The organism is Pseudoxanthomonas sp. UC19_8 (assembly GCF_042700505.1).
In the GTDB taxonomy this organism is placed as follows: domain Bacteria; phylum Pseudomonadota; class Gammaproteobacteria; order Xanthomonadales; family Xanthomonadaceae; genus Pseudoxanthomonas_A; species Pseudoxanthomonas_A winnipegensis.
Genome location: NZ_CP170559.1, coordinates 850,574 through 871,584, shown reverse-complemented (window position 1 = coordinate 871,584; position 21,011 = coordinate 850,574). Strand labels below are relative to the sequence as shown.

General features: G+C 70.7%; 13 protein-coding genes and 2 pseudogenes. 9 read left to right on the top strand and 6 right to left on the bottom strand.

Annotated features, from left to right (window positions below; all coding sequences use genetic code 11):
- Window positions 1-22 precede the first annotated feature (22 nt).
- The gene (locus ACFJIT_RS03715) at window positions 23-499 is read left to right on the top strand and encodes an LEA type 2 family protein (protein WP_379655079.1); all 477 of its coding nucleotides are present in this window, start codon (window positions 23-25) and stop codon (window positions 497-499) included.
- An 879-nt stretch (window positions 500-1,378) separates the two neighbouring features.
- Here the strand turns inward: ACFJIT_RS03715 and ACFJIT_RS03710 are convergent.
- Entirely contained in the window at window positions 1,379-3,865 is a 2,487-nt protein-coding gene (locus ACFJIT_RS03710) for a S8 family serine peptidase (RefSeq protein ID WP_379655078.1), read from the bottom strand.
- Between the two features lie 222 nt (window positions 3,866-4,087).
- Here ACFJIT_RS03710 and ACFJIT_RS03705 point away from each other — a divergent pair, with 222 nt between their 5' ends.
- From ACFJIT_RS03705 to dxs, 8 genes and pseudogenes are all read left to right on the top strand, one after another.
- On the top strand, window positions 4,088-4,924 hold the full coding sequence (locus ACFJIT_RS03705) for a DUF6689 family protein (RefSeq protein WP_379655077.1): 837 nt from the start codon (window positions 4,088-4,090) through the stop codon (window positions 4,922-4,924).
- 308 nt (window positions 4,925-5,232) lie between these two features.
- Window positions 5,233-6,060 carry an FHA domain-containing protein gene (locus ACFJIT_RS03700; RefSeq protein WP_379655076.1) on the top strand — a complete coding sequence of 276 codons (828 nt, stop codon included), beginning with the start codon at window positions 5,233-5,235 and terminating at the stop codon, window positions 6,058-6,060.
- On the top strand, window positions 6,060-9,287 hold the full coding sequence (locus ACFJIT_RS03695; protein WP_379655075.1) for a protein kinase: 3,228 nt from the start codon (window positions 6,060-6,062) through the stop codon (window positions 9,285-9,287). Before ACFJIT_RS03700 ends, ACFJIT_RS03695 begins: the two co-directional genes overlap by 1 nt.
- Entirely contained in the window at window positions 9,284-9,997 is a 714-nt protein-coding gene (locus ACFJIT_RS03690) for a sensor histidine kinase (RefSeq protein ID WP_130517568.1), read from the top strand. Before ACFJIT_RS03695 ends, ACFJIT_RS03690 begins: the two co-directional genes overlap by 4 nt.
- A 102-nt stretch (window positions 9,998-10,099) precedes the next feature.
- Complete coding sequence (locus ACFJIT_RS03685) at window positions 10,100-10,750, top strand: response regulator transcription factor (protein ID WP_130517566.1); 651 nt, start codon at window positions 10,100-10,102, stop codon at window positions 10,748-10,750.
- A gap of 120 nt (window positions 10,751-10,870) precedes the next feature.
- Window positions 10,871-12,660, top strand: a pseudogene (locus ACFJIT_RS03680) (acyl-CoA dehydrogenase C-terminal domain-containing protein).
- Window positions 12,661-12,756: 96 nt separating this feature from the next.
- On the top strand, window positions 12,757-13,449 hold the full coding sequence (locus ACFJIT_RS03675) for an HNH endonuclease (protein WP_379655074.1): 693 nt from the start codon (window positions 12,757-12,759) through the stop codon (window positions 13,447-13,449).
- A 126-nt stretch (window positions 13,450-13,575) separates the two neighbouring features.
- Window positions 13,576-15,483, top strand: a complete 1,908-nt coding sequence (gene dxs, locus ACFJIT_RS03670) for a 1-deoxy-D-xylulose-5-phosphate synthase (RefSeq protein ID WP_379655073.1) — start codon at window positions 13,576-13,578, stop codon at window positions 15,481-15,483.
- A gap of 42 nt (window positions 15,484-15,525) precedes the next feature.
- On the opposite strand, the gene ACFJIT_RS03665 is transcribed toward dxs, so the two are convergent.
- The 5 genes and pseudogenes from ACFJIT_RS03665 to ACFJIT_RS03645 all read right to left on the bottom strand — a co-directional run bounded on the left by ACFJIT_RS03665 (window position 15,526) and on the right by ACFJIT_RS03645 (window position 20,999).
- Entirely contained in the window at window positions 15,526-16,545 is a 1,020-nt protein-coding gene (locus ACFJIT_RS03665) for a TraB/GumN family protein (RefSeq protein WP_379655072.1), read from the bottom strand.
- A gap of 66 nt (window positions 16,546-16,611) precedes the next feature.
- Window positions 16,612-17,076: a cupin domain-containing protein gene (locus ACFJIT_RS03660; protein ID WP_130517560.1), complete on the bottom strand. Its 465-nt coding sequence runs from the start codon at window positions 17,074-17,076 to the stop codon at window positions 16,612-16,614.
- A gap of 97 nt (window positions 17,077-17,173) precedes the next feature.
- Complete coding sequence (locus tag ACFJIT_RS03655) at window positions 17,174-17,953, bottom strand: WecB/TagA/CpsF family glycosyltransferase (protein ID WP_379655071.1); 780 nt, start codon at window positions 17,951-17,953, stop codon at window positions 17,174-17,176.
- A gap of 166 nt (window positions 17,954-18,119) precedes the next feature.
- Complete coding sequence (locus ACFJIT_RS03650) at window positions 18,120-19,319, bottom strand: glycosyltransferase family 1 protein (RefSeq protein WP_379655070.1); 1,200 nt, start codon at window positions 19,317-19,319, stop codon at window positions 18,120-18,122.
- A 263-nt stretch (window positions 19,320-19,582) separates the two neighbouring features.
- Window positions 19,583-20,999 (bottom strand): annotated as a pseudogene (locus ACFJIT_RS03645) (lipopolysaccharide biosynthesis protein).
- Window positions 21,000-21,011: the final 12 nt, after the last annotated feature.

Below are 21,011 nucleotides of genomic sequence, written 5' to 3'. Positions count from 1 at the left end.
CTGATCACGCCGGTTCCTGCCCATGCCCCGTGCCCATCGTTTCCTGCTGCTCCTGCTCTGCGCCATCGCCCTGACCGCCTGCCACCGCGGCCTGGTCAAACGCGTGTCCGAACCGGCCGTCAGCCTGCAGCAGGTGACGGTCGGCACCGACGGGCGCTGGCAGGTCGAACTGCGCCTGCAGAACTACAGCAGCATCCCGATGCGCTTCGAGGACATCGACCTGGCGGTGACCGTCGCCGGCCAGGACGCCGGCCCGCTGCGCGCCACCCCCGGCTACACCATCGGACCCGAGGCGGCCGACGTGGTCGGCGTGAACTTCATCCCCTCGGCCAACGCGCGCATGGCCGTGGCCGGCGCCCTGGCCAGCGGCCAGCCGCTGCCCTACACCCTCAAGGGCACGGTGCGCGCCACGCCCGAGGACCAGAGCGTGCGCAGCTTCGAGCTGGACATGCACAGCAGCCTGAGCGCCGCGCCGGGCCTGGCTGGCGTGCTGCGCTAAGCAGCGGTTCTTCGCTGGGGCGCGGCGAAGCGGTAGAGCGGACTTCGCCAGGCGGCGTGCCTGGCCGGGCGCGGCGCTCGGCTCGGCGATTCCTTCATGGCTGACGCTTGGGAAAGGCCTGACTGCGCCTCCTGCTTCGGTGGAAGCAACTGTCTCCTCAAATCTCGCAGCGGCCTGCCCGTAGAGCGGAGCTTGCTCCGCTGCTCTTTGTTCGGTTCGTGGGGAAGGCCCCAGCGGAGCGAGCTCCGCTCTACAGGTAGGAGCGGGTCGGCGATCCGCGTGGATGTTTCGCATGCCATCGCTGCCGCCGGCCATCCTCGCCGCTCTCCGCGTGCCCAGCTGGGCCGAGGCTCTGCGGTCGGAAGAGTCAGGGCTTCTTACGATCCGAACGCATTAAGCAAGCGCTCTGCCCCTCCCTTTCGCCGAAGGCGAAGGGGAGGGCCGGGGTGGGGTGCTTTTGCTCTTGCTTCGGTGGCTAGACCGGTAAAGCCCCGTCCCCTCCCCATCCCTCCCCTTCGCCTACGGCGAAAGGGAGGGGGCCTCAAGTCGATAACGTTCCGTCACTGATCGCCTTGTGCGCGAGGAAAGGGTTCGAACGCCCTCGCAAACCGAAGTGCTGTGACCTGACGCGCGAGGCAGCGGGCCGGCGGGCAATGGCCGCGCCTAGCGAGGCAGGAGGCCGAGCGCCCGAATCAGGGCAGAACGCCCTGATTGAGGGATAAGCGGCCACTGCCCGCCGGACCGCTGCCCTTCCGAAGCCAACGAGGGCCACTCGCCACAGTCGCCTCTCATAAGAAGCACTCCCAAAAAAACGCCCCGCACTAGGCGGGGCGTTTCGCGCGCCATCCATGGCGCCGCAGTATCGCGTCGCAGGCCCGATCAATCCTCGGTCGGGCGGCTGACGTCCAGGAAGCGCCCCGCCGTGACCGCGTAGGCGCCACGCGTGACCAGGCTGGTCGGGTCGAAGTAGGCGTGCAGCGTCGGCTGCAGATCCGTCGCCCCCTGCGTCACGGTGTAGCGCGCGTTGAGGATGCCGTTGTCCAGCGCCGACTGGACATAGCCACGCAGGCTGGCCGGGATGCTGCCCACGTCCTCGATCGGCAGCTGCTTGCCGTTGTAGGTGACCGACAGCGTGCCATTGAAGTTCACCGCCGTGTCCTGCAGACCCAGCGACTGCACCAGCGAATAGGCCAGCTGCAGCTTGGTGACCTTGTCGGCCGGCTTGAAGTTGCCGCTGACCAGGCCCATCACCCCGGCCTGACTCTGCGACAGGTCACGCAGCACCGCCCCCTTGGCCACCACCGCCTCGGCCGCCGCATAGCTCGGGTCCTTGGTCGACAGTCCGGTGAAGCTGACCTTGCCCGGCGCCGGCAGCGATTGGCGAATACCGGCCCCCATGACCAGATACTGCGCCAGCTCGGCACGGGTCAGCGCATCGTTGGGACGGAAGTTGCCGTTGGACGAACCGTCCATCATGCGGTTGGAGACCGCGTACTCCACCGCACCACGATAGGCGCTGGAAGTCGGCACATCCTTCAGACCGCTGAAGCCGGCGCTGTTGGTGAACTCGATCGTGCCCGAGACCACGCCCGGCGCCGACACACCGTTGGTGACGCGCAGCGGATCGACCGCCACGCCGCCGATCGAGCCGATGCCGCTGACGCTGATCTTCCAGGTGCCCTTCTTGCCCGGTGCGCTCGCCTTGACCGTGCTGCCCAGCACCGGCAGGGCGATGGACGAACCGTAGCGCTCGCCGTCCGGATCGGTCAGCACCAGGGCGGCGGTCGTGCCAGTCATGGTCGCGCTGGCGGTGACCCAGGCCACGTTGTCGCCGACCTCGAAGGTCTGGTACTGCGGCTCGCCCACCGGCGTGAACAGCACCTCGAACGGCTGCGAGCTGCCCGGCGACAGCAGCGCGTTGCTGTTGAAGGTCTTCAGCGAATTGACCGTGCTGCCATAGCCCGAGCGCAGCTTGGCGGCCTCCATCAGCGCGTCGTAGGCATTGACGTAACCGGCGCCGGCCTCCCAATAGGCGCGGCCGGGCATGTTGGTCGCCGTGCGCTCCAGGATGTCCTTGACCTGGGCCGGGGTCAGGTCCGGGTTGGCCTCCAGCATCAGCGCGATGATGCCGGCCACGTGCGGGGTCGCCATCGAGGTACCGCTCATCACCGTGTAGAACGGCAGCTGCGCCGGCGACAGGGCGGCCACGTCGTCCTGCGCGGCCAGCGGCGGCAGCGCGCCGGTCAGCGCGCGGGTGGAGATGATGTCCACGCCCGGCGCGGTGATGGTCGGCTCGTTGAAATAGGTCCACTGCTTGCCGTCGGCCATGGTGAAGGTGCCGCTCTCGCCGCGCTTGCCGCGCGAGGAGAAGCCGGCCAGCGTGCCGTCCTTCTCGCCGGCGGCCACCGAGATCACCCACGGCGCCTGCGCATAGGGATTGTGGGTGTCCTCGCTGGGGCCGTCGTTGCCGGCGGCGAACACGCTGACGATGCCGTGCTTGTACAGCTCGTAGGTGGAGACCGACACCGGATCGGTGGGATCGAACTTGCCCGAGGTGCCCCAGGAGTTGCTGACCACGCGGATCGGGTCCTTGAAGCTGAACTGGTGCACCAGCGCATAGTCCAGGCCACCGACCGCATCGAGGATCAGCAACACCGCGCCCGAGCCGTAGCCGACCAGGCTGGCGCCGGGCGCCACGCCCCGGTAGACGCCATTGGAGTGCCCGCCGGTGCCGCCGACGATGCCGGCGCAGTGCGTGCCGTGGCCCGAGCCCAGATCGGTATTGGGCACGTTCTCCACATAGGTGATCGGCAGCATCGAATCGAACGTGGCCAGGTTGGTGTTGGCCAGCACGTTCTGCACCACGTGCGAGCCGTAGGCCACGTCGGTATTGGTGCCGTCGATGCCCGAGTCGTTGATCACCACGCCCACGCCACGGCCGCTGTAGGGCACCGCACGGCCGAAGTCGCCCGGGTTGTCGTAGGCGCGCGTGACACCGGTGATCTTGTTGGCCTCCACGTCGTAGTACTTCAGCGGCGCGTTGTAGTAGATCGAGGCCACGTCGTCGCGCGCGGCCAGCGCCTTGATCTCGGCCGGCGTGGCCACCGCGCCGGCGATGGGCAGCGCGCGCATCGCCACGCCCTCGGTGATGCCCAGCGCCTTGAGGTCGGCCAGCTGCGAGGCGGTCGGCGCGGTGCTCTGCTTGTAGGTGATGACCACCTGCAGCGGCGCGTCGGCCGCGGCGCTGGTGATCTTGGACTGCAGCTGCGCGTCCAGGCGCGCGGCGGCGTGGGCGGTGGAGAAGGCGCCCATGGCGCCGAGGACTGCACAGACGCTCAGGGAGAGAACGGGGCGGGACAGGGACATGTGCGTGGCTCCGAAAAGTGGGACCCGTAACGGGGTGAGCACACGTTGCCCCCGGGCTCCGGGCACGCCAATCCGGTATTGCCCCCAGCGGCCCTGGGTAAAAACCCTCAGTGACGCGCATCCCTGTTCTTGGCTGGTTATGATCCTGACCACTGGCCCCGCGGGGCCTTCCGCCCGTAGCCGGTCCAGGGCCGGCTGCACGCCATCGACAAGGTTCGCGCCATGACTCGATTCCCGCTGTTCGCATCTCGCCTGCTGCTGGTCGCCGGGTTGCTGCTCTCGGGGGCCGCCGCCGCCCAGATCGTGCCGGTCAACGTGGCCATCGCCGGCGATACCGCCACCGTCGCCATCGGAGCGCCGAACGCACCGCTGGCCGACCTGACCATCAACTTCGACCAGGCCAGCAACCTCAGCGCCGAGAACCTGGGCATCAGCGCCCGGCTGCTGAGCGGGCCGGAACTCGGCGCGCTGACCGCCCGCCTGCCCGGCACCGTGGTCCAGCTGACCCAGCCGCTGCCGCTGCTGATCACGGTCGAACCGCCGGTGGCCGGGGGCTTAAGTTTCAAAAAGCTGGTGCGCGTGGAGCTGCATACCCACGTGCTGCCCTACACCGCCGGCTCGACGCTGCGCCTGTTCAAGGCCCCGCTGGGTGGCGCGTTCCGCGACATCACCGACGAAATCTCCCCCGGCAGCGTGCGCTCGCGCGGCACCACCGACGGGTTCTCGCAGTTCCTGCTGGTCAGCGACCTGCGCCCCACCCACACCGTCGTGGCCGACAAGCTGAGCAAGCTGCGCGAGCTGGTCGATGCCCTGCCGCCGCAGGCCGGCCCGCTGGACGGCTATCTGGACACGATCACCGCCGCGCTGGCCGCCGGCGACTTCACCGCCGCGACCGTGGCGGTGGACAGCTTCCGCGAACGCGTCTCCGCGCAGGCCGGCACCGGCATCCCGCAGGTGTGGAGCGCCGGCGACCATGCCGGCAACCCGGCCGGCGCGCTGCTGGCGGGCGCGGCCACCCTGCGCTTCTCGATCGACTATCAGCGTCTTTACGATCCTTAGAGCGTGTCATGGGCTTTGACGTGAGATGCGTTGGCCATCAGCGGTGCGGAGCCGGTGTCGCGTGGCGCAGCCTTGGCTGGGCGCCAAGGTAAGCCGCGCGGCGCCGGCTCCGTGCCGCTGATGGCCAACCCTCCGGGAAGTCGCCTGGGGCGCGCCGATCCTGTGTTGCGCACCTTGCCCAGGCGGCCAGCCTGGGCGGCGTCGCGCGCCTTGACTCGACGCGCCCCAGGCGGCTTCGCACCCACGTCAAAGCCCATGACACGCTCTTCGGGCGCTTTAGCAGCGCCGCATTGCTTTACGCTCGCGCAATGCCCGCACGCCTGATCGCCTACCTGCCCGATGCGCCCGCGCCTTCGCTGCTGCTGCGCGAAGGCGCGGCCTTGACCATCGGCCGCGCCGAGGGCAACGGCCTGCAGCTCTCCCATCCTTCGGTCTCGCGCAGCCACGCCCGGCTCTGCAGCGACGGGCTGGGCTGGGAGTTGAACGATCTGGGCAGCAAGAACGGCAGCTTCCGCGACAGCCTGCGCGTGGAAGCGCCGGCGCGGCTGGCCGGCGCGGCGTGGCTGCGCTTCGGCGACATCTACGTCGAGTTCACCCCGCTGGGGGACGAGGACGCCGCGCGCGAGGCCGGCCGCGCCCAGGCCCGCCGCACGCGCGCCACCGCCCTCACCCATGGCGTCGGCCAGGCGCTGGATCTGGACGACATGCTCAGCGCCAGCGTCCACGCGGTGACCGAACTGGCCCAGTGCGACCGCGGCTATCTGGTGCTGGCCGGGCAGGAGGCGCCGCGCGTGGCCGCCGCCTGCGGCACGCGCAGTCCGCGCGACTTCGGCGGCAGCACCGGCGCGCTGCAGCGCGCGCTCGAGCAGGGCCTAGGCACCGTGGCCCACGACATCGGCCACCTGCCCTGGCTGTCCACGCGCGAATCGGTGATGGCCTCCGGCATCAGCGCGCTGGCCTGCCTGCCGCTGTGCGACGGCGAGCGGGTGATCGGCGCGCTGTACGCGGACAGCACGCGCCCCGGCGCGGCCATCACCGCCCTGGACATGGAACTGCTGCAGGCCTTCTGCGAACGCTGCGCGCTGTGGCTGGTCGCACGCGGCGCGCGCGACCGCACCGAACACGCCTCGGCCTGATGTCCGACGCGCCCACCGCCACCGGCCTGCACCTGCACGATGTCCTGGCGAGCGGGCAGGTGCTGGCCGGCCGCTTCCGTGTCGAGCGCCTGCTCGGCATGGGCGGCATGGGCATGGTCTATCTGGCCAACGACCTGACCCTGGAGGTCCCGGTCGCCATCAAGGTGCTGCGCCCGGAGCTGGCCGAGCGGCCGCAGGTGTTCGAGCGTTTCCGCCAGGAGCTGCTGCTGGCGCGCCAGGTCTCCAGCCCGCACGTGGTGCGCATCCACGACCTGGCCGAACACCAGGGCCGCTGGCTGATCAGCATGGACTACGTGGCGGGCGAATCGCTCGAGGCCCTGCTCGCACGCGAAGGGCCACTGCCCATCGAACGCGCCCTGTCCATCGCGCGGCAGATCGCGCTGGGCCTGCAGGCCGCGCATGCGCGCGCCGTGGTCCATCGCGATCTCAAGCCGGCCAACGTGCTGCTCGATGCGGAGGGCAATGCCTCGATCAACGATTTCGGCGTCGCCCGCTCGATGGCCAGCAGCGGGTTGACCCGGCACTCGGGCGCCATCGTGGGCACGCCGGACTACCTCTCGCCGGAGCAGGCGCGCGGCGAGACGGTCGACCCGCGCAGCGACCTGTACGCGCTGGGGTTGATCCTGCACGAGATGCTGACCGGGCAGCTGCCCTTCGCCAACGGCACCATGGCCGAGGTGCTGGCTCAGCGCATGCTGCGCACGCCCGAACCGGTCAGCCGCGCCCGCCCGGAGACTCCGCCGTGGGTCGTGCGGCTGGTCGACCGGCTGCTGCGTTCGCAGCCGCGTGCGCGCCTGCAGGACGCGGCGCAGGTGGTGGCCGCCATCGACCGGCGCCATGTGGAACGGGAGGCCCCGGGCTGGCGACGCATCGCGCTGGTGGCGGCCGCGGTGGTCGGCGTGGCGCTGATCGGCTGGGCCGGCTGGTCGTGGCAGTACGCGCGTGCGCCGGCCGCGGCCGCGGCCCCGGTCGTCGCGCCGCTGGCGCGCACGCTGGTGCTGCCGCTGGCCGGCGACCTCGACCCGATCCTGCGCGAAGGTCTCGGCGCCTGGCTGCGCGATGCGCTGGAAGCGCGCACGGCCGTGGTCGATGCGGACCGCACGCTGCAGGCGCTGCGCTCGGTCGACCCGACCGGCCAGGCCAGACCGGACCTGCCCGCCCTGCGCCGCGCGGCCGCCGCGCGCCAGGTGATCGCTCCACGCGTACGGCACGACGCGCAGGGCTGGCGCTTCAGCGCCACGCTGGACGGCGCGGACGGCGCCCCGCGCACGCTGGCAGGCCCGATCGCCGGCACGGCCAGCGCCGCGGCGGCCGGCTGGCTGGCCACGCTGGGCGCGGCGCTCGGCCTCGATCCCACGCCCTGGCCCGCCCCGCCGTCGGACACCGCGCTGCAGGCCTTGGGCCGCGCCGGCATCGCACGCGCGCAGAGCCAGGGCGCGCCGCGCCTGACGGCCCTGACCCAGGCCGCCGATGCCGCGCCGGACGTCCTGCCGCTGCGCCTGGCCCAGGTGCGCGCCGCCGAGGCGATCGGCGAGGACGATCAGGCCGATGCACTGCTGGCACGCCCGTTCGATTCCAGGACCTGGCCGCGCAGTGCGCAGATGCTTACCGCCATGCGCGCCAGCGCCGAGGGCGATGCGGAGGCCGCGCTGACGGCGTGGCAGGCCATCGCCGATGCCAGGCCCGACGATGCCCAGGCCCAGCTCGACCTGGCCCGCGCCCAGGCCGCCGCAGGCCAGGGCGATGCGGCGCGCGCGCGGCTGCTGGCCCTGAGCAAGCGCGACCCGAACGACCCGCGGGTGTGGTTCGAGCTGGGCAAGCAGTCCATCCTCGCCGGCGACGCCGCCAAGGCCGTGGACGACTACCTGCTGCGCGCCCAGCTGCTGTTCCGCCGCGGACGCGATCTGGCCGGCGAGGCCGAGACCGTCAACGCGCTGGGCGTCGGCTACGGCCGCCTGGGCCAGAGCAAGGCCGCCGAGGAGCAGTACACCCGCGCGGTCGAACTGCGCACCCAGGTCGGCAACCGCCGCGGCGTGGCCACCAGCCTGCGCAACCTGGCCGGCATCGCCAGCGTGCGCGGCGACTTCGCCGCCGCCGCCGCCCGCCTCGAGCAGGCGCGCACCCTCTACCAGGCACTGGGCGACCGCGGCGGCCTGGCCGCGACCCACAACGAAGCCGGCCTGCTGGCCGAGGAGCGCGGCGACTATGCGCAGGCGCTGCAGGCCTTCCGCGACGCCCTGCAGGCCTGGCAGCAGGTCGGCAATGCGCGCGGCACCGCGCAGACCTACAACAACATCGGCTTCGCCAACTTCCAGCTCGGCGACTACGACAGTGCCGCTGCTTTTTGGCAGCAGGCCGCCTCGGCCTACCGCGCGCTGGACGATGTCACCGGCCAGGTGCGCATCGAACAGAACCTCGGCCTGCTGGCCACCGCGCGCGGCCAGTGGCAGGACGCGGCCACCCGGCTGCAGTCCGCGCTGCGCACGGCCGAGGCGCACCAGATGTTCGAAGAGGTCGCCGTCACCCGCCGCAACCTGGCCGAGTTGGCCTACTGGCAGGGGCATCTGGCCGAAGGCCTGGCCCAGGCCGACCAGGCGGCGACGCTGTTCGAACAGCGCGACGACCAGCGCGGCCGCGCCGATGTGGCAGTGCTGCGCGCGCAGCTGTGGCTGGCGGCCGGGCAGCCGGCGCGGGCCACGACCGAGCTGGAACAGGACGCCAAGCTGTTCGACGAGGTCTCCGAAGAGCAGCAGGCCGCCCGCGCCCTGCTGCAGGCGCAGCTGGCCAGCCTGCGCGGCGATGCCCGCGGCGCGCACCAGGCGCTGGCCGAGGCCACCCGCCTGGCCGATGCCTCCGGCGTGCGCCTGCTGCAGCTGCAGGCGCGCCTGCAGGGCGCGCACGACGAGGCGGCCCTGGCCGCGCTCGACGACGATATCGCCCGGCTCGGCCATGTCGGCCTGCGCCTGCAGTTCCTGCTGAGCGCGCTGCGCGACGGCGCCGATGCCCAGGTGCAGGCGCGCTATCGCGAGGCGCAGCAGCTGCTGCGCCGGGGCGATGTGCTGTTCGCCGCCGATCTGCATGCCCAGGCCGCGCAGCGCCTGGCGCGGCTCGGCCAGACCGATGCCGCCGCGCGCGCCGAGGCCGCCGCCGACGCCGCGCGGCGCACGCTGCTGGCCGGCCTGCCGGCGCAGGCGGGTGCGCGATGAGCGGCACCGACGACGCCGCGCGCTACCAGGCCCTGCTCGACCGGCTGGAAGCCAACGAGCGCGAGTTCCGCCGGCTGGGCCGCGCGGTGGTCAAGGTGCAGGAGGACGAACGCCGGCGCCTGGCGCGCGAGCTGCACGACGGCGTCGGCCAGAACCTCACCGTGCTCAAGCATCGCCTGGCCCTGCTCGGCACCGCGCTGGGGCCGGCGCAGGCGCCGCTGCGCGCGCAGGTGGAAAGCGCCATCGCGCTGTGCACCCAGACCCTGGAGGACACCCGGCATCTGTCGCGCCTGCTGCGCCCGCCGATCCTGGACGACCTGGGCCTGGAGGCCGCGCTGCGCTGGCTGGCGCGCAGCCAGTCCGAGGCCGGCGGGCCGCAGGTCAGCCTGGAGATCGGCCCGCTGCCGGCCATGGACGACGCGCGCCAGACCCTGCTGTTCCGCGCCGCGCAGGAGTCGCTCAACAACGCGCTCAAGCATGCGCGCTCGCGCTCGATCCTCCTGCGCCTGGTCGCGCACGACGACTGGGCGCACATGCAGATCGTCGACGACGGCGTGGGTTGCGACCCGGCGCTGGCGTTGACCAGCGGCGGCAGCGGGCTGGGCGGCCTGCGCGAGCGCCTGCGCCTGGGCGGCGGCAGTTTCCGGCTGGTGTCCTCGCCCGGCGCCGGAACCTGCGTGCAGGTGCGCGTGCCGCTCTCGGGCGAATGACTCCATCGCCCAATTGACAAATCCGCGTCCGCATACGACAAACGCAGGACATCGGATGTCACGTGCGCCGAACGATTTGGCATCGCTCCCTACCGGTCCCGCATGCCAACAGCTCCGATCCGCGTCCTGCTGGCCGACGACCACACCCTGGTCCGGGAGAGTCTGGCCAGCCTGTTGCAGGCGGCCGGCGGCATCCAGGTCGTGGCCCAGGCCGCCGACGGCGTCGCCGCGGTCGCGGCCGCGCAGACCTGCCAGCCCGACGTGGTGGTGGTGGACATCTCGATGCCCCGGCTCAACGGGATCGACGTGATCCGCCGGCTGCGCAGCGACGTCCCCGAGGCGCGCGTGCTGGTGCTGACCATGCACGAGGAGCACGAATACGTGCTGCACGCCGTGCGCGCCGGCGCCGCCGGCTATCTGCTCAAGGAGGCCGCCACGGCCGAACTGATCGCCGCCGTGCGCAACCTGCACGCCGGCCAGGGTCACTTCAGCCCGCAGGCCGCGCTCGCCCTGGCCGCGCAGATCCAGCAGCCCGGGCGCGAGCTGGACGACCCCTACCAGGCGCTGACCTCACGCGAGCGCGAGGTGTTCCACCTCATCGTCGAGGGCCAGACCACCAAGGAAATCGCCCGGCGCCTGGACATCAGCACCAAGACGGCCGAGAACCACCGCTTCCGCGTGCTGAACAAGCTGTCGGTGCGCAACACGGCCGAACTGGTGCGCTACGCGGTCCGCCACGGCCTGCTGGACTGACGGCGCCGCGTCCCCGCACCGCGCCGGAGCCGCGGGGTCGGCGCCGCTCCATACGCAGTAGTATGCTTGGCGGCCGAAGCGGGCCGGGAGGCGGCCCGCGCCGCCACCAAGAGCATCCGCATGAGCAGCTACCGCGCCCCGTTGAAAGACGTCCGTTTCGCCCTCTACGACGTGCTGGACGTCGAGCCCCTGTTCGCCCGGCTGGGCTTCGCGGACGCCAACGCCGAGCTGATCGACGCGGTGCTGGAGGAGGCTGGCCGCTTCACCACCACCGTACTGGCCCCGCTCAACCGCGTCGGCGACGAGGAAGGCTGCACCCTGTACGCGGCCACCGGCGAGGTCACCACGCCGACCGGCTTCAAGGAGGCTTATGCCCAATTCGCCGAGGGAGGCTGGACCGGCCTGACCGCGGCCACCGAATTCGGCGGCCAGGGCCTGCCGCACACCGTGGGCGTGCCGCTGGGCGAGATGATCAACGCCGCCAACCTGGCCTGGGCAACTTCCCGCTGCTCTCGCACGGGGCGATCGAGGCGCTGAAGTTCCACGGCCAGCCCTGGCAGCAGGAGGTGTTCCTCAAGCCGCTGGTCGAGGGCCGCTGGACCGGCACAATGTGCCTGACCGAACCGCACTGCGGCACCGATCTGGGCCTGCTGCGCACCCGCGCCGAGCCGCTGGGCGATGAGCGCTACGCCATCACCGGCACCAAGATCTTCATCACCGCCGGCGAGCATGACCTGGTCGACAACATCGTCCACCTGGTGCTGGCCAAGCTGCCCGACGCGCCGGCCGGGGCCAAGGGCATCTCGCTGTTCGTGGTGCCCAAGTTCCAGGTCGCCCGCGACGGCACGGTCGGCGCGCGCAACGCACTGCGCTGCGGCTCGATCGAGCACAAGATGGGCATCAAGGGCTCGGTGACCTGCGTGATGAACTTCGATGGCGCCGAGGGCTATCTGGTCGGCCAGCCGCACAAGGGCCTGCAGGCCATGTTCACCATGATGAACACCGCGCGCCTGGGCGTGGGCCTGCAGGGCATCGGCCTGTCCGAGCGCGCCTACCAGAACGCCCTGACCTATGCGCGCGAGCGTCTGCAGACCCGCTCGCTGTCCGGTCCCAAGTTCCCCGACAAGCCGGCCGACCCGATCATCGTCCACCCCGACGTGCGCCGGATGCTGCTGTCGATCAAGGCCCTGACCGAAGGCGCGCGCCTGCTCGCCCTGCACGCCGGCACCCAGGTCGACATCGCCCATCACGCCACCGACCCGGCCGAGCGCGAGCAGGCGGACGTCCTGGCCGGCTTCCTCACCCCGATCTCCAAGGCCTGCCAGACCGAGTGGAGCATCGAGAACACCTACAACGCGCTGCAGTGCTTCGGCGGCCATGGCTACATCCACGAACACGGCATGGAGCAGCTGGCCCGCGATGCGCGCATCACCACCCTCTACGAAGGCACCACCGGCATCCAGTCGCTGGACCTGATCGGGCGCAAGACCGCCGCCAGCGGCGCGGCCGGGCTGAAGCTGTTCCTGGGCCTGATCGAGCAGTTCGCCAGCGCCCACCAGGGCGATGCGGCGGTGGCCGAGTTCCTCGGCCCGCTGCGCGAGAAGGCCGCCGAATGGGGCGCGCTGACCCAGGACGTGCTCAAGCGCGCGGCCGCCAATCCCGAGGAGCTGGGCGCGGCCAGCACCGACTATCTGTTCTATTCGGGCTATGTCGTGCTGGCCTACTGGTGGGCGCGCAGCGTGGTGGCCGCGCAGGCCTCGCAGCACGATGCGGCCTTCAGGCAGGCCAAGCTGGAAACCGCGCGCTTCTACTACGCGCGCATCCTGCCGCGCACGCTGGCCCACGCCGCCGCCATTCGCGCCGGTGCCGACTCGCTGATGGCCATGGACGCGTCACGCTTCGACGCCTGAGGGCATCGCGCCAGCGCGCTCCGGGGAAACTCCGGAGCGCGCTGCGTTGGGGCCAGTACACAATTCGTCATCCATCGGGTATAAGCTGTTTCCCCGATGGAAGCAGACACCGCTCAGCTTCATTCGGACGACTCCGGCAACCCGGTCCTGATCGACGGCGCCCTGCCGGATGCATCGTCCCCGGCCGATGGCCTCCCCGCCTCTCTCTCCGCACTGGCGCGTCCTTCCAGCGTGCGTTTCCTGTCGCTGGATGCGCATGGTCGCGTGCGGGACTGGATCAACTGGCAGGACGCGACCTGCCTGTACGCGCGCGATGCGGTGGCCTGGACCCTGGGCGATCCCTGCCTGACCGTGCGCGGCGGGCTCAACCGCCTGACCGGCCAGCAGAGCTATATCGAGCTGCATCCCATCGTCGCCTCGCGCGGCCATGCGCGCGCGGCCGGGCTCTCGCCCACGCCCGCGCTGACCAACCAGGCGCTGTTCGCACGCGACGACCACCTGTGCCTGTACTGCGGCCAGACCTTCTCGCGCCAGCTGCTGACCCGCGACCACGTGCTGCCGGTGTCCAAGGGCGGACGCGATGTCTGGGAAAACGTGGTCAGCGCCTGCTTCCACTGCAACTCGCGCAAGGCCAACCGCACCCCGCAGCAGGCGCACATGCCGCTGCTGGCCGTGCCCTACCGGCCGAGCTGGATCGAGCACCTGATCCTGTCCAACCGCAACATCCTGGCCGACCAGATGGCCTTCCTGAAGACGCACCTGCCCAAGCGCTCGCGCCTGTCGGCCTGAGGCCGAAGCGGGCCAGCGGGGTCGTACTTCACGCGCCGCGTCCCGGGATGATCCCAGACTGACCGCCTTGCTTGCCCCTCCCTTCCCGGGGGAGGAAAATGCGCAACTGCATTGCCGACGGCCACGATGATCGACGCTACCCGCTATCCCCGCCTGTCAAGGATCGAGACGCCCGCCGACCTGCGCCGCTTCGACGAGGCCGAGCTGACCGCCATCGCCGACGAGCTGCGCGCCTACCTGATCGAGTCGGTCGGCCGCAGCGGTGGCCATTTCGCCGCCGGCCTGGGCGTGATCGAGCTGACCGTCGCCCTGCACTATCTGTACGAGACGCCCAACGACCGCCTGGTCTGGGACGTCGGCCACCAGACCTATCCGCACAAGATCCTCACCGGCCGCCGCGACGCGATCCACACGGTCAAGCAGGCCGATGGCGTGGCGCCGTTCCCCAAGCGCGAGGAATCCGAGTACGACACCTTCGGCGTCGGCCATTCGTCGACCTCGATCTCGGCCGCGCTGGGCATGGCCATCGCCAACGCGCGCGCCGGCAACGGCCGTCGCACGGTGGCGGTGATCGGCGACGGCGCGATGACCGCGGGCATGGCCTTCGAGGCGCTCAACCATGCCGGCGGCATGGAGGAAGAGCCCGACCTGCTGGTGATCCTCAACGACAACCAGATGTCGATCTCCGAAAACGTCGGCGCCTTGACCCAGCTGCTGGGGCGGATGAGCTCCTCGCGCACGCTCAACGCCCTGCGCGAGGGCGGCAAGAAGCTGCTCGGCGACAAGCGCAAGCCCCCGGCGCGCTTCATGCGGCGCTGGGAGGAGCACTGGAAGGGCATGTTCGTGCCGTCCACGCTGTTCGAGCAGATGGGCTTCCACTACACCGGCCCGATCGACGGCCATGACGTGCCGGCGCTGGTGGGCGCGCTGAAGACGCTCAAGGGCCTCAAGGGGCCGCAGCTACTGCACGTGATCACCACCAAGGGCAAGGGCTACGAGCGCGCCGAGGGCGACCAGATCGGCTATCACGCGGTCGGCCCCTTCGACCCGACCAAGGGCCTGCCCACCGTGGCGCCCGCGAAGAAGTCCACCTACACCGACGTCTTCAGCGACTGGCTGTGCGACATGGCCGCCGCCGATCCGCTGCTGCTGGGCATCACCCCGGCCATGCGCGAGGGCTCGGGGCTGGTGCGCTTCTCCAAGGAATTCCCCGATCGCTATTTCGACGTGGCCATCGCCGAACAGCACGCAGTGACGCTGGCTGCGGGCATGGCCTGCGACGGCGCCAAGCCGGTGGTGGCGATCTACTCGACCTTCCTGCAGCGCGCCTACGACCAGCTGGTGCACGATGTGGCGATCCAGCAGCTGGACGTGCTGTTCGCCATCGACCGCGGCGGCGTGGTCGGCCCGGACGGCGCCACGCATGCGGGCAACCTGGACCTGAGCTTCCTGCGCTGCGTGCCGCACATGCTGATCATGGCGCCGGCCGACGAGAACGAATGCCGGCAGATGCTGTCCACCGGCTTCCGCCATCCCGGCCCGACCGCGGTGCGCTATCCGCGCGGCACCGGCCCCGGCGTGGCGGTCGAACCGACCCTGGACACGCTGCCGATCGGCAAGGCGCAGCTGCGCCAGCGCGGCCGGCAGGTCGCGCTGCTGGCCTTCGGCGCCATCGTGCCGGCCGCCGAGCAGGTCGCGCGCGAGCTGGGCCTGACCGTGGTCAACATGCGCTTCATCAAGCCGCTGGACCGCGAGCTGGTGCTGGAACTGGCGCGCAGCCACGACGGCCTGGTGACCCTGGAAGACAACGTGGTGGCCGGCGGCGCGGGCTCGGGCGTGGCCGAACTGCTCAACGCCGAGGGCCTGGTCGTACCGATGCTGCACCTGGGCCTGCCCGATGCCTTCCAGCACCACGCCAGCCGCGAACAGCTGCTGGCCGAAGCCGGGCTGGACGCAGCCGGCATTCGCCGCGCGTTGCTGGCGCGCTGGCCGCAACTGCAGGCCGGCGCGACGCCGCTGACCGCGGCGCGCTGACGCCGCCCTGCCGGGCGCGCGATCGGCGCGCGCCCGGCGACCTCACTGCGCGTCGGGCGCCTCGACCGTGTAGCCGCGCGCCTTGAGCGCGTCGATCAGATTGTTGCGGCCCAGGATCAGGCCCATCGGCAGCAGCGCCACGGTGCCCTGATGCTGGGCCAGCGCCGCCTGGGCCTTCTCCAGCCACAGGTCCAGCGACTGCTGGCGCAGCGTGCTGAGGCCCAGCTTGCGCGCCAGGCCGCTCTCGCTGATCGCCGCCTGGCACACGCCGTACTGGGTCGCCTGCGGGGCGATGCGCAAGGTGTCGATGTCGCCGACCGCCCAGGCGTTGGCCTGGGCGCGCATCGCACCGATCTCGTGCTCGAGCACGTCCAGCGTACGGCTGAAGCAGCTGCGGTCGTCGAGCCCGGTGCGCTGGAATTCGCGGATCGCCGCCTTGGGATCCTCCAGCCTGGCGGTCGCCACCACGGAGGTGACCTTCAGGCCGGCGCGCTTGGCCAGGGTCTGCACCCGCTCGGCCACGATGTTGTCGGTGCTGAGCGCGGCGTCCTTCATCGCCGCCTTGTACAGCTCCAGCGCGGCGAAGATCGGACGGCGCTGCTCGACGCTGCGGTCGCGCCCCAGGTAGCGCGCCTTGAGCGCGCTCCAGCGCGCGTACTCGGACGCCGGAACGACTTCCTGCAGGGTCTGGCCGTCGGGATTCTTGGCCGCCTTGAACAGCGACGGCAGCAGGAACAAGTTGCCGAACATGCCGCGCCCGGTGTCCAGCGACATGCTCGGCGGCAGCAGCAGCTCCTGCGAGCCGGCGATGGCCGATTCCACCTCGGTCGAACGCCAGTCCATGCGCTTGGGCAACGGCGTCAGCGTGCCCAGCACCCACAGCACATGGCCATCGCGGCTGATTTTCCACAGGCCCGGGCCCGGCTGCACGCCCGAGACCGTCATCGGCGCCAGGTCGGTGATCGCAGGCTCGCTGGCCGGCGGCGGCGTCGCCTGCTGCGCGGAGGCAGACAGCACGAATAGCAACAGCGGCGCGACCAGACTCAGGCGCAGCTTGCGCATACAAGGACCTCCTGCAGGGACGCCGGCCGGCGCCGATGGCCGGATCTTACGGGGCGCGCCCGCGTTTCAATCCAGGTCCGGCGCGCCCAGGGCGTGCAAGCGTTCAGCGATCTGCGGCGCGGCATCGAGCAGCGCGAAGCCTTCCCAGACGAAGCCGGGCGCGACGGTGCAGTCCACCAGCGCGTAAGGCGCCTCGGTCCACGCACGCTGCCAGTGCCCCGCCGGGACGACGGCCATCGCGGAAGCATCAGCGCTCAATGCGAGCGTCTGCAGCGTATCGTTCTCCGGATCGAAGATCTGCAGCTGCAGGGGCCCGCCCTGCCGCCAGTGCCAGCCCTCGTCCGCATCGACCCGGTGCCAGCGGCTGCGCTGGCCCCGGCGCAGCAGGAAGTGGATGGCCGTCATGGCCGGGCGCAGGCGCCCGGCGTGCAGCACTTCCAACTGCGAGGCGTGGATGCGCCGGTAGTAGCCGCCTTCGGGATGCGGCGCGAGCTGCAGCGCGGCGATGAGCTGATCGATGTCCTGCGTCATGGCGGCATGCTAGCAGCGGCGCGCATATGCCTCCCCTGCGCCCGGCGCGCGCCGCGACACCTTGCGGCTGCGCTTCACTGCGCGGACAGGGTTGCCTTCAGTCCGCGCGATCGGCCCGCGCCGCGCGCAGGCAGACGCCGAAGAAGGTGAACAGATCCACCGAATACCGCTTGATCAGGCGCCGCGGCTCGTGCAGCAGGCGGTAGGCCCACTCCATGTGCAGCTTCTGCACCCACTGCGGCGCGCGCTTGGCGTTGCCGGAAAGGAAATCCAGCAACGCCCCCACGCCGAAGGCGAGCGGCACCTGCAGCGCGGCGCTGTGCTCGAGGATCCACCGCTCCTGGATCGGATTGCCCAGCGCGACCAGCAGCACGTCCGGCGCCGCGGCGTTGATGGTGTCCACCAGGCCCTCGCCCTGGGCGCGCATCTGCGCATAGCCGTCGCAGACGCCGACGATCTGCTGACCGTGCACGCTCTCCAGCGCGCGTGCGGCGGCCTCGCCGACGCCCGGCTTGCCGCCGAGCAGGAAGAAGCGCAGCGGCCGGCTGCTGGACTGGCACAGGCGCGGGATCAGGTCGGTGCCGTTGAGGTTCTCGGCGAAGCGACGGCGATGCACCAGCATCGCGGCCAGATCCATGCCGATGCCGTCGTTGACGATGGTCACCCCGGCCGCATGCATCTGCGGGCGCAGCGCCTGGCACTCGACGACGAAGTTGGTGTTGGCGAAGAACACCCGCTGGCGATCGCCCAGTTCCAGGGCGCGCAGCAAGGCGGCGGTGAACACCGGCAGGCGCGTGCTGATGACCGGATAGCCGCCCAGAGGCAGGCGCTCGGCCTGTGCATCGAGGTCGTTGGGATGGCTGGGAAAAACGAGCATTCAATCACCGGGGGGAAATGGGCGATGCGTGGCGCACCTCGGATGCGGCCACATCGAAACAGGGATCCGGGCAGGACGTCCGTGTGCGCACTGGGCCCCGGACGGCCGATCCGGCGCCGGGGTCATCCCAATGAACGCAAACCCCTCACGGCGCCGGTCACCCTGTTCAGGCCGTGACGCGGATTTCCGGATAGCGCTCGGGTTCGAGCAGGCGATCGGTGGTCTGCGGCCAGTCCAGGCACTGGCGGTGGCGCACGTGCGGGGCGGCCAGGGCCTGTTCGATGGCCGCGCGGATCGAGCCCGCATCGCCCGGCGTATAGCCGAAGCGCGAGGCGTAGCCGCCGACCACCGCATGCGGGCAGACCGCCGGCAGTCCGAAGAAATCGTACTGCAGCAGCTTCATCGAACTGTCCGCCAGATACGCGGGCACCTGTTCGGAGGCATAGGGCGCGATGCCAAAGCGCGCGTGCTTCATGTAACGCACCACGTCGGTGTGCTTCATCTCGCCGTAGACGATGACGTTGTCGCCATAGTCCGGATCGCGCCCCTGGCCCGAGCCGATCACATGGAAGGTCACCTGCGGGAAGGCATGGCTGGCCTGGGCAATGAAGATCGGATCGAACAGCATCGAGCCCACCGAGACCGCATGGATGCCGGTGTCCGGATAAGGATTGGGATCGCCCAGCTTGTCCAGTCCGGGATCGACGCCATGACCGACGTGATAGACGTTGTGCTGGCTGTTGATCTCCTCGGCCATCACCGGCGATACCAGCGCGATCGCGTCGAGCATGCCGCAGACGTTGTCGAACTCGCGTGTGATGTACTGCGCCACCTCGATCGTGCTCAACCCGTCGGAGGCGCGATACACCAGGCGCGCGTTCGGATTGAGCTGCTTGCACAGGCGGATGAAGGCCACGGCCGTGCCGCTCTCCAGCACGATGACATCCGACTCGCGGATCCACTGCACCAGCTGCGCCGGCGGGCGCGCCGCGTAGGCGCGGAACATCAGGTTCTCGATCGGACGCAGCCACGCGCGCCGGGTATTGAACGGATGCACCAGCGTGCGCCACAGATAGCACTCCACGCCCTTGTGGAGGACGACCTGATTGGCGGTCGCGTCCAGCGGCAAGCGAAGATCTTGCTTGTACTTGGACAGGCGGCTGTAACGCAGGGAGAAGAAGCGCGTGGGGCCGCGCTTGGCCAGCTCGTCGGCGATGAAGTGGATATTGGCGCGTCGCGGGGTGCGGTAGTCGTGAGCGGACAGCACCAGATAGCGCGTCTGCTCTTGGCCCGACCGCGGCTTGGCGGTGGCGGAGGCGGGGATCGTGCGCGCGGTGGCGGAAGGCGAAGCGTCGAGGGCCGGCATGGCAACTCCAGTGGGGGGATGGAGAGCGGATACGGTCGCTACAGCGGCGTGGCCTGCAGCGACAGCAAGCATGTGTCGGCCGCCACATCCAAGTCCGGGTGCTGCGTCGCAAAAATCACGGCCCGGGGCCTGGAATCGGCCGGTCACACCAGCGAGGCTGACCTGCGGCGCGTTCACCGAACATGAGCCAGGAGGCGTTATCGACGCCGAAACTGAACCCGCGCGGCCTTAAATCGAGCGCGAGATGCGAAGTGGGAACTCCATCACGCGGCCGAGCCGCGCCGACGCAGCAGCTCGCGGCTGCTCAGGATCGTGGCCACGTCCCGCCGGAACGCCGGCCACAGCAGGCACACCAAGCCGAACGCCAGCACGATCGCCACGAAGCCGATCGCCAGCTCCAGCACCGGCGTCTGCGCCCAGTGCCGCGCCGCCGCCCACGAGGCCGCGCCGCACAGGCCATAGCCGACCAGCGCCCGCAGCCCGTTATTGAACATCGCCCTGCCCGGCGCCTGGCCGACCCGGGTGACCCAGATCACCGACATCGGCCACATCAGCGCCAGTCCCAGCGCATAGCCGATCGCCACGCCCAGCGCGCCCCAGTGCGATCCGACGCAGGATGCACACGATCAGCAGCGCGCGTGCGATCACCGAGTAGATCAGCTGCGCGCGCATCAGGCCCAGCGACAGGAACACCCAGTAGGTCGCATAGGCCACGACCTGGAACACGCCGCCCAGCGTCAGCACCTGGAAGATCGGCACCGCCCCGCACCACTGCTCGCCCAGGAACAGCCGGATCAGCGGCTCGCCCTGCGCGCAGGCGAAGGCGAAGATGGCCACGATCAGATGGACCATCACCGTCTGCCCGCGCAGCAGGAAGGTCGAATAGCGTTCGCGCTCGTCCTGCAGCTTGGACAGCACCGGCAGGGCCACGGTGGTGGCCGGCGCGTTGATCTGGTTCAGCGGCATCATCAGCAGCTGGAAGGCGCGGTTGTACAGGCCCAGCGCCTCGGCGCCGAGGCGATAGCCGATCAGCACCTGACCGATGTTCTGGCTGGCGTAGCCCAGCGCCTGGGCGGCCATCAGGTTCCAGCCGAAGCTGAGGAAGTGGCGCATCTCCACGCCGCGCTGCGGGCGCCCGGGCAGCCAGCGCGCGGCGACCATCGCGACCAGCAGGCCGACCGCGCCGCCGACCACCTGCTGGATCACCAGCGCCCAATAGCCCAGGCCGGCCAGCGCGGCGATCACCGCCGCGATCAGTCCCAGCGACTGTCCGCCGACATCGCTCAGCGCCAGGCGACCGAACATCAGCTCACGACTCAGATGCGCGCGGTACTGGGTGTTCATGCCGCTGAGCAGGAAGGTCACCGACATGACCTGGCTGACCGCCGCCAGGCGCGGCTCGTGATAGAAGCGCGCGATCCAGCCGGCGCCCGCGAACACCGCCAGGCCCAGCATCAGGCCGATGGCGCTGTTCATCCAGAACAGGTTGTCGCGCTGCGCCTTGGACAGGCTCTTGGCCTGGATCGCGGCCGAGGACAGACCGAAGTCGCGCAGGATCTCGCAGATGCCGACCAGCGCGGTCACCATCGCCATGACGCCGTAGTCTTCCGGGCTCAGCAGGCGCGCCAGCAGGATGATCCCGCCGAACTGCACGACCATGCGCGCGCCCTGCCCGGCCATGGTCTTGGCCGC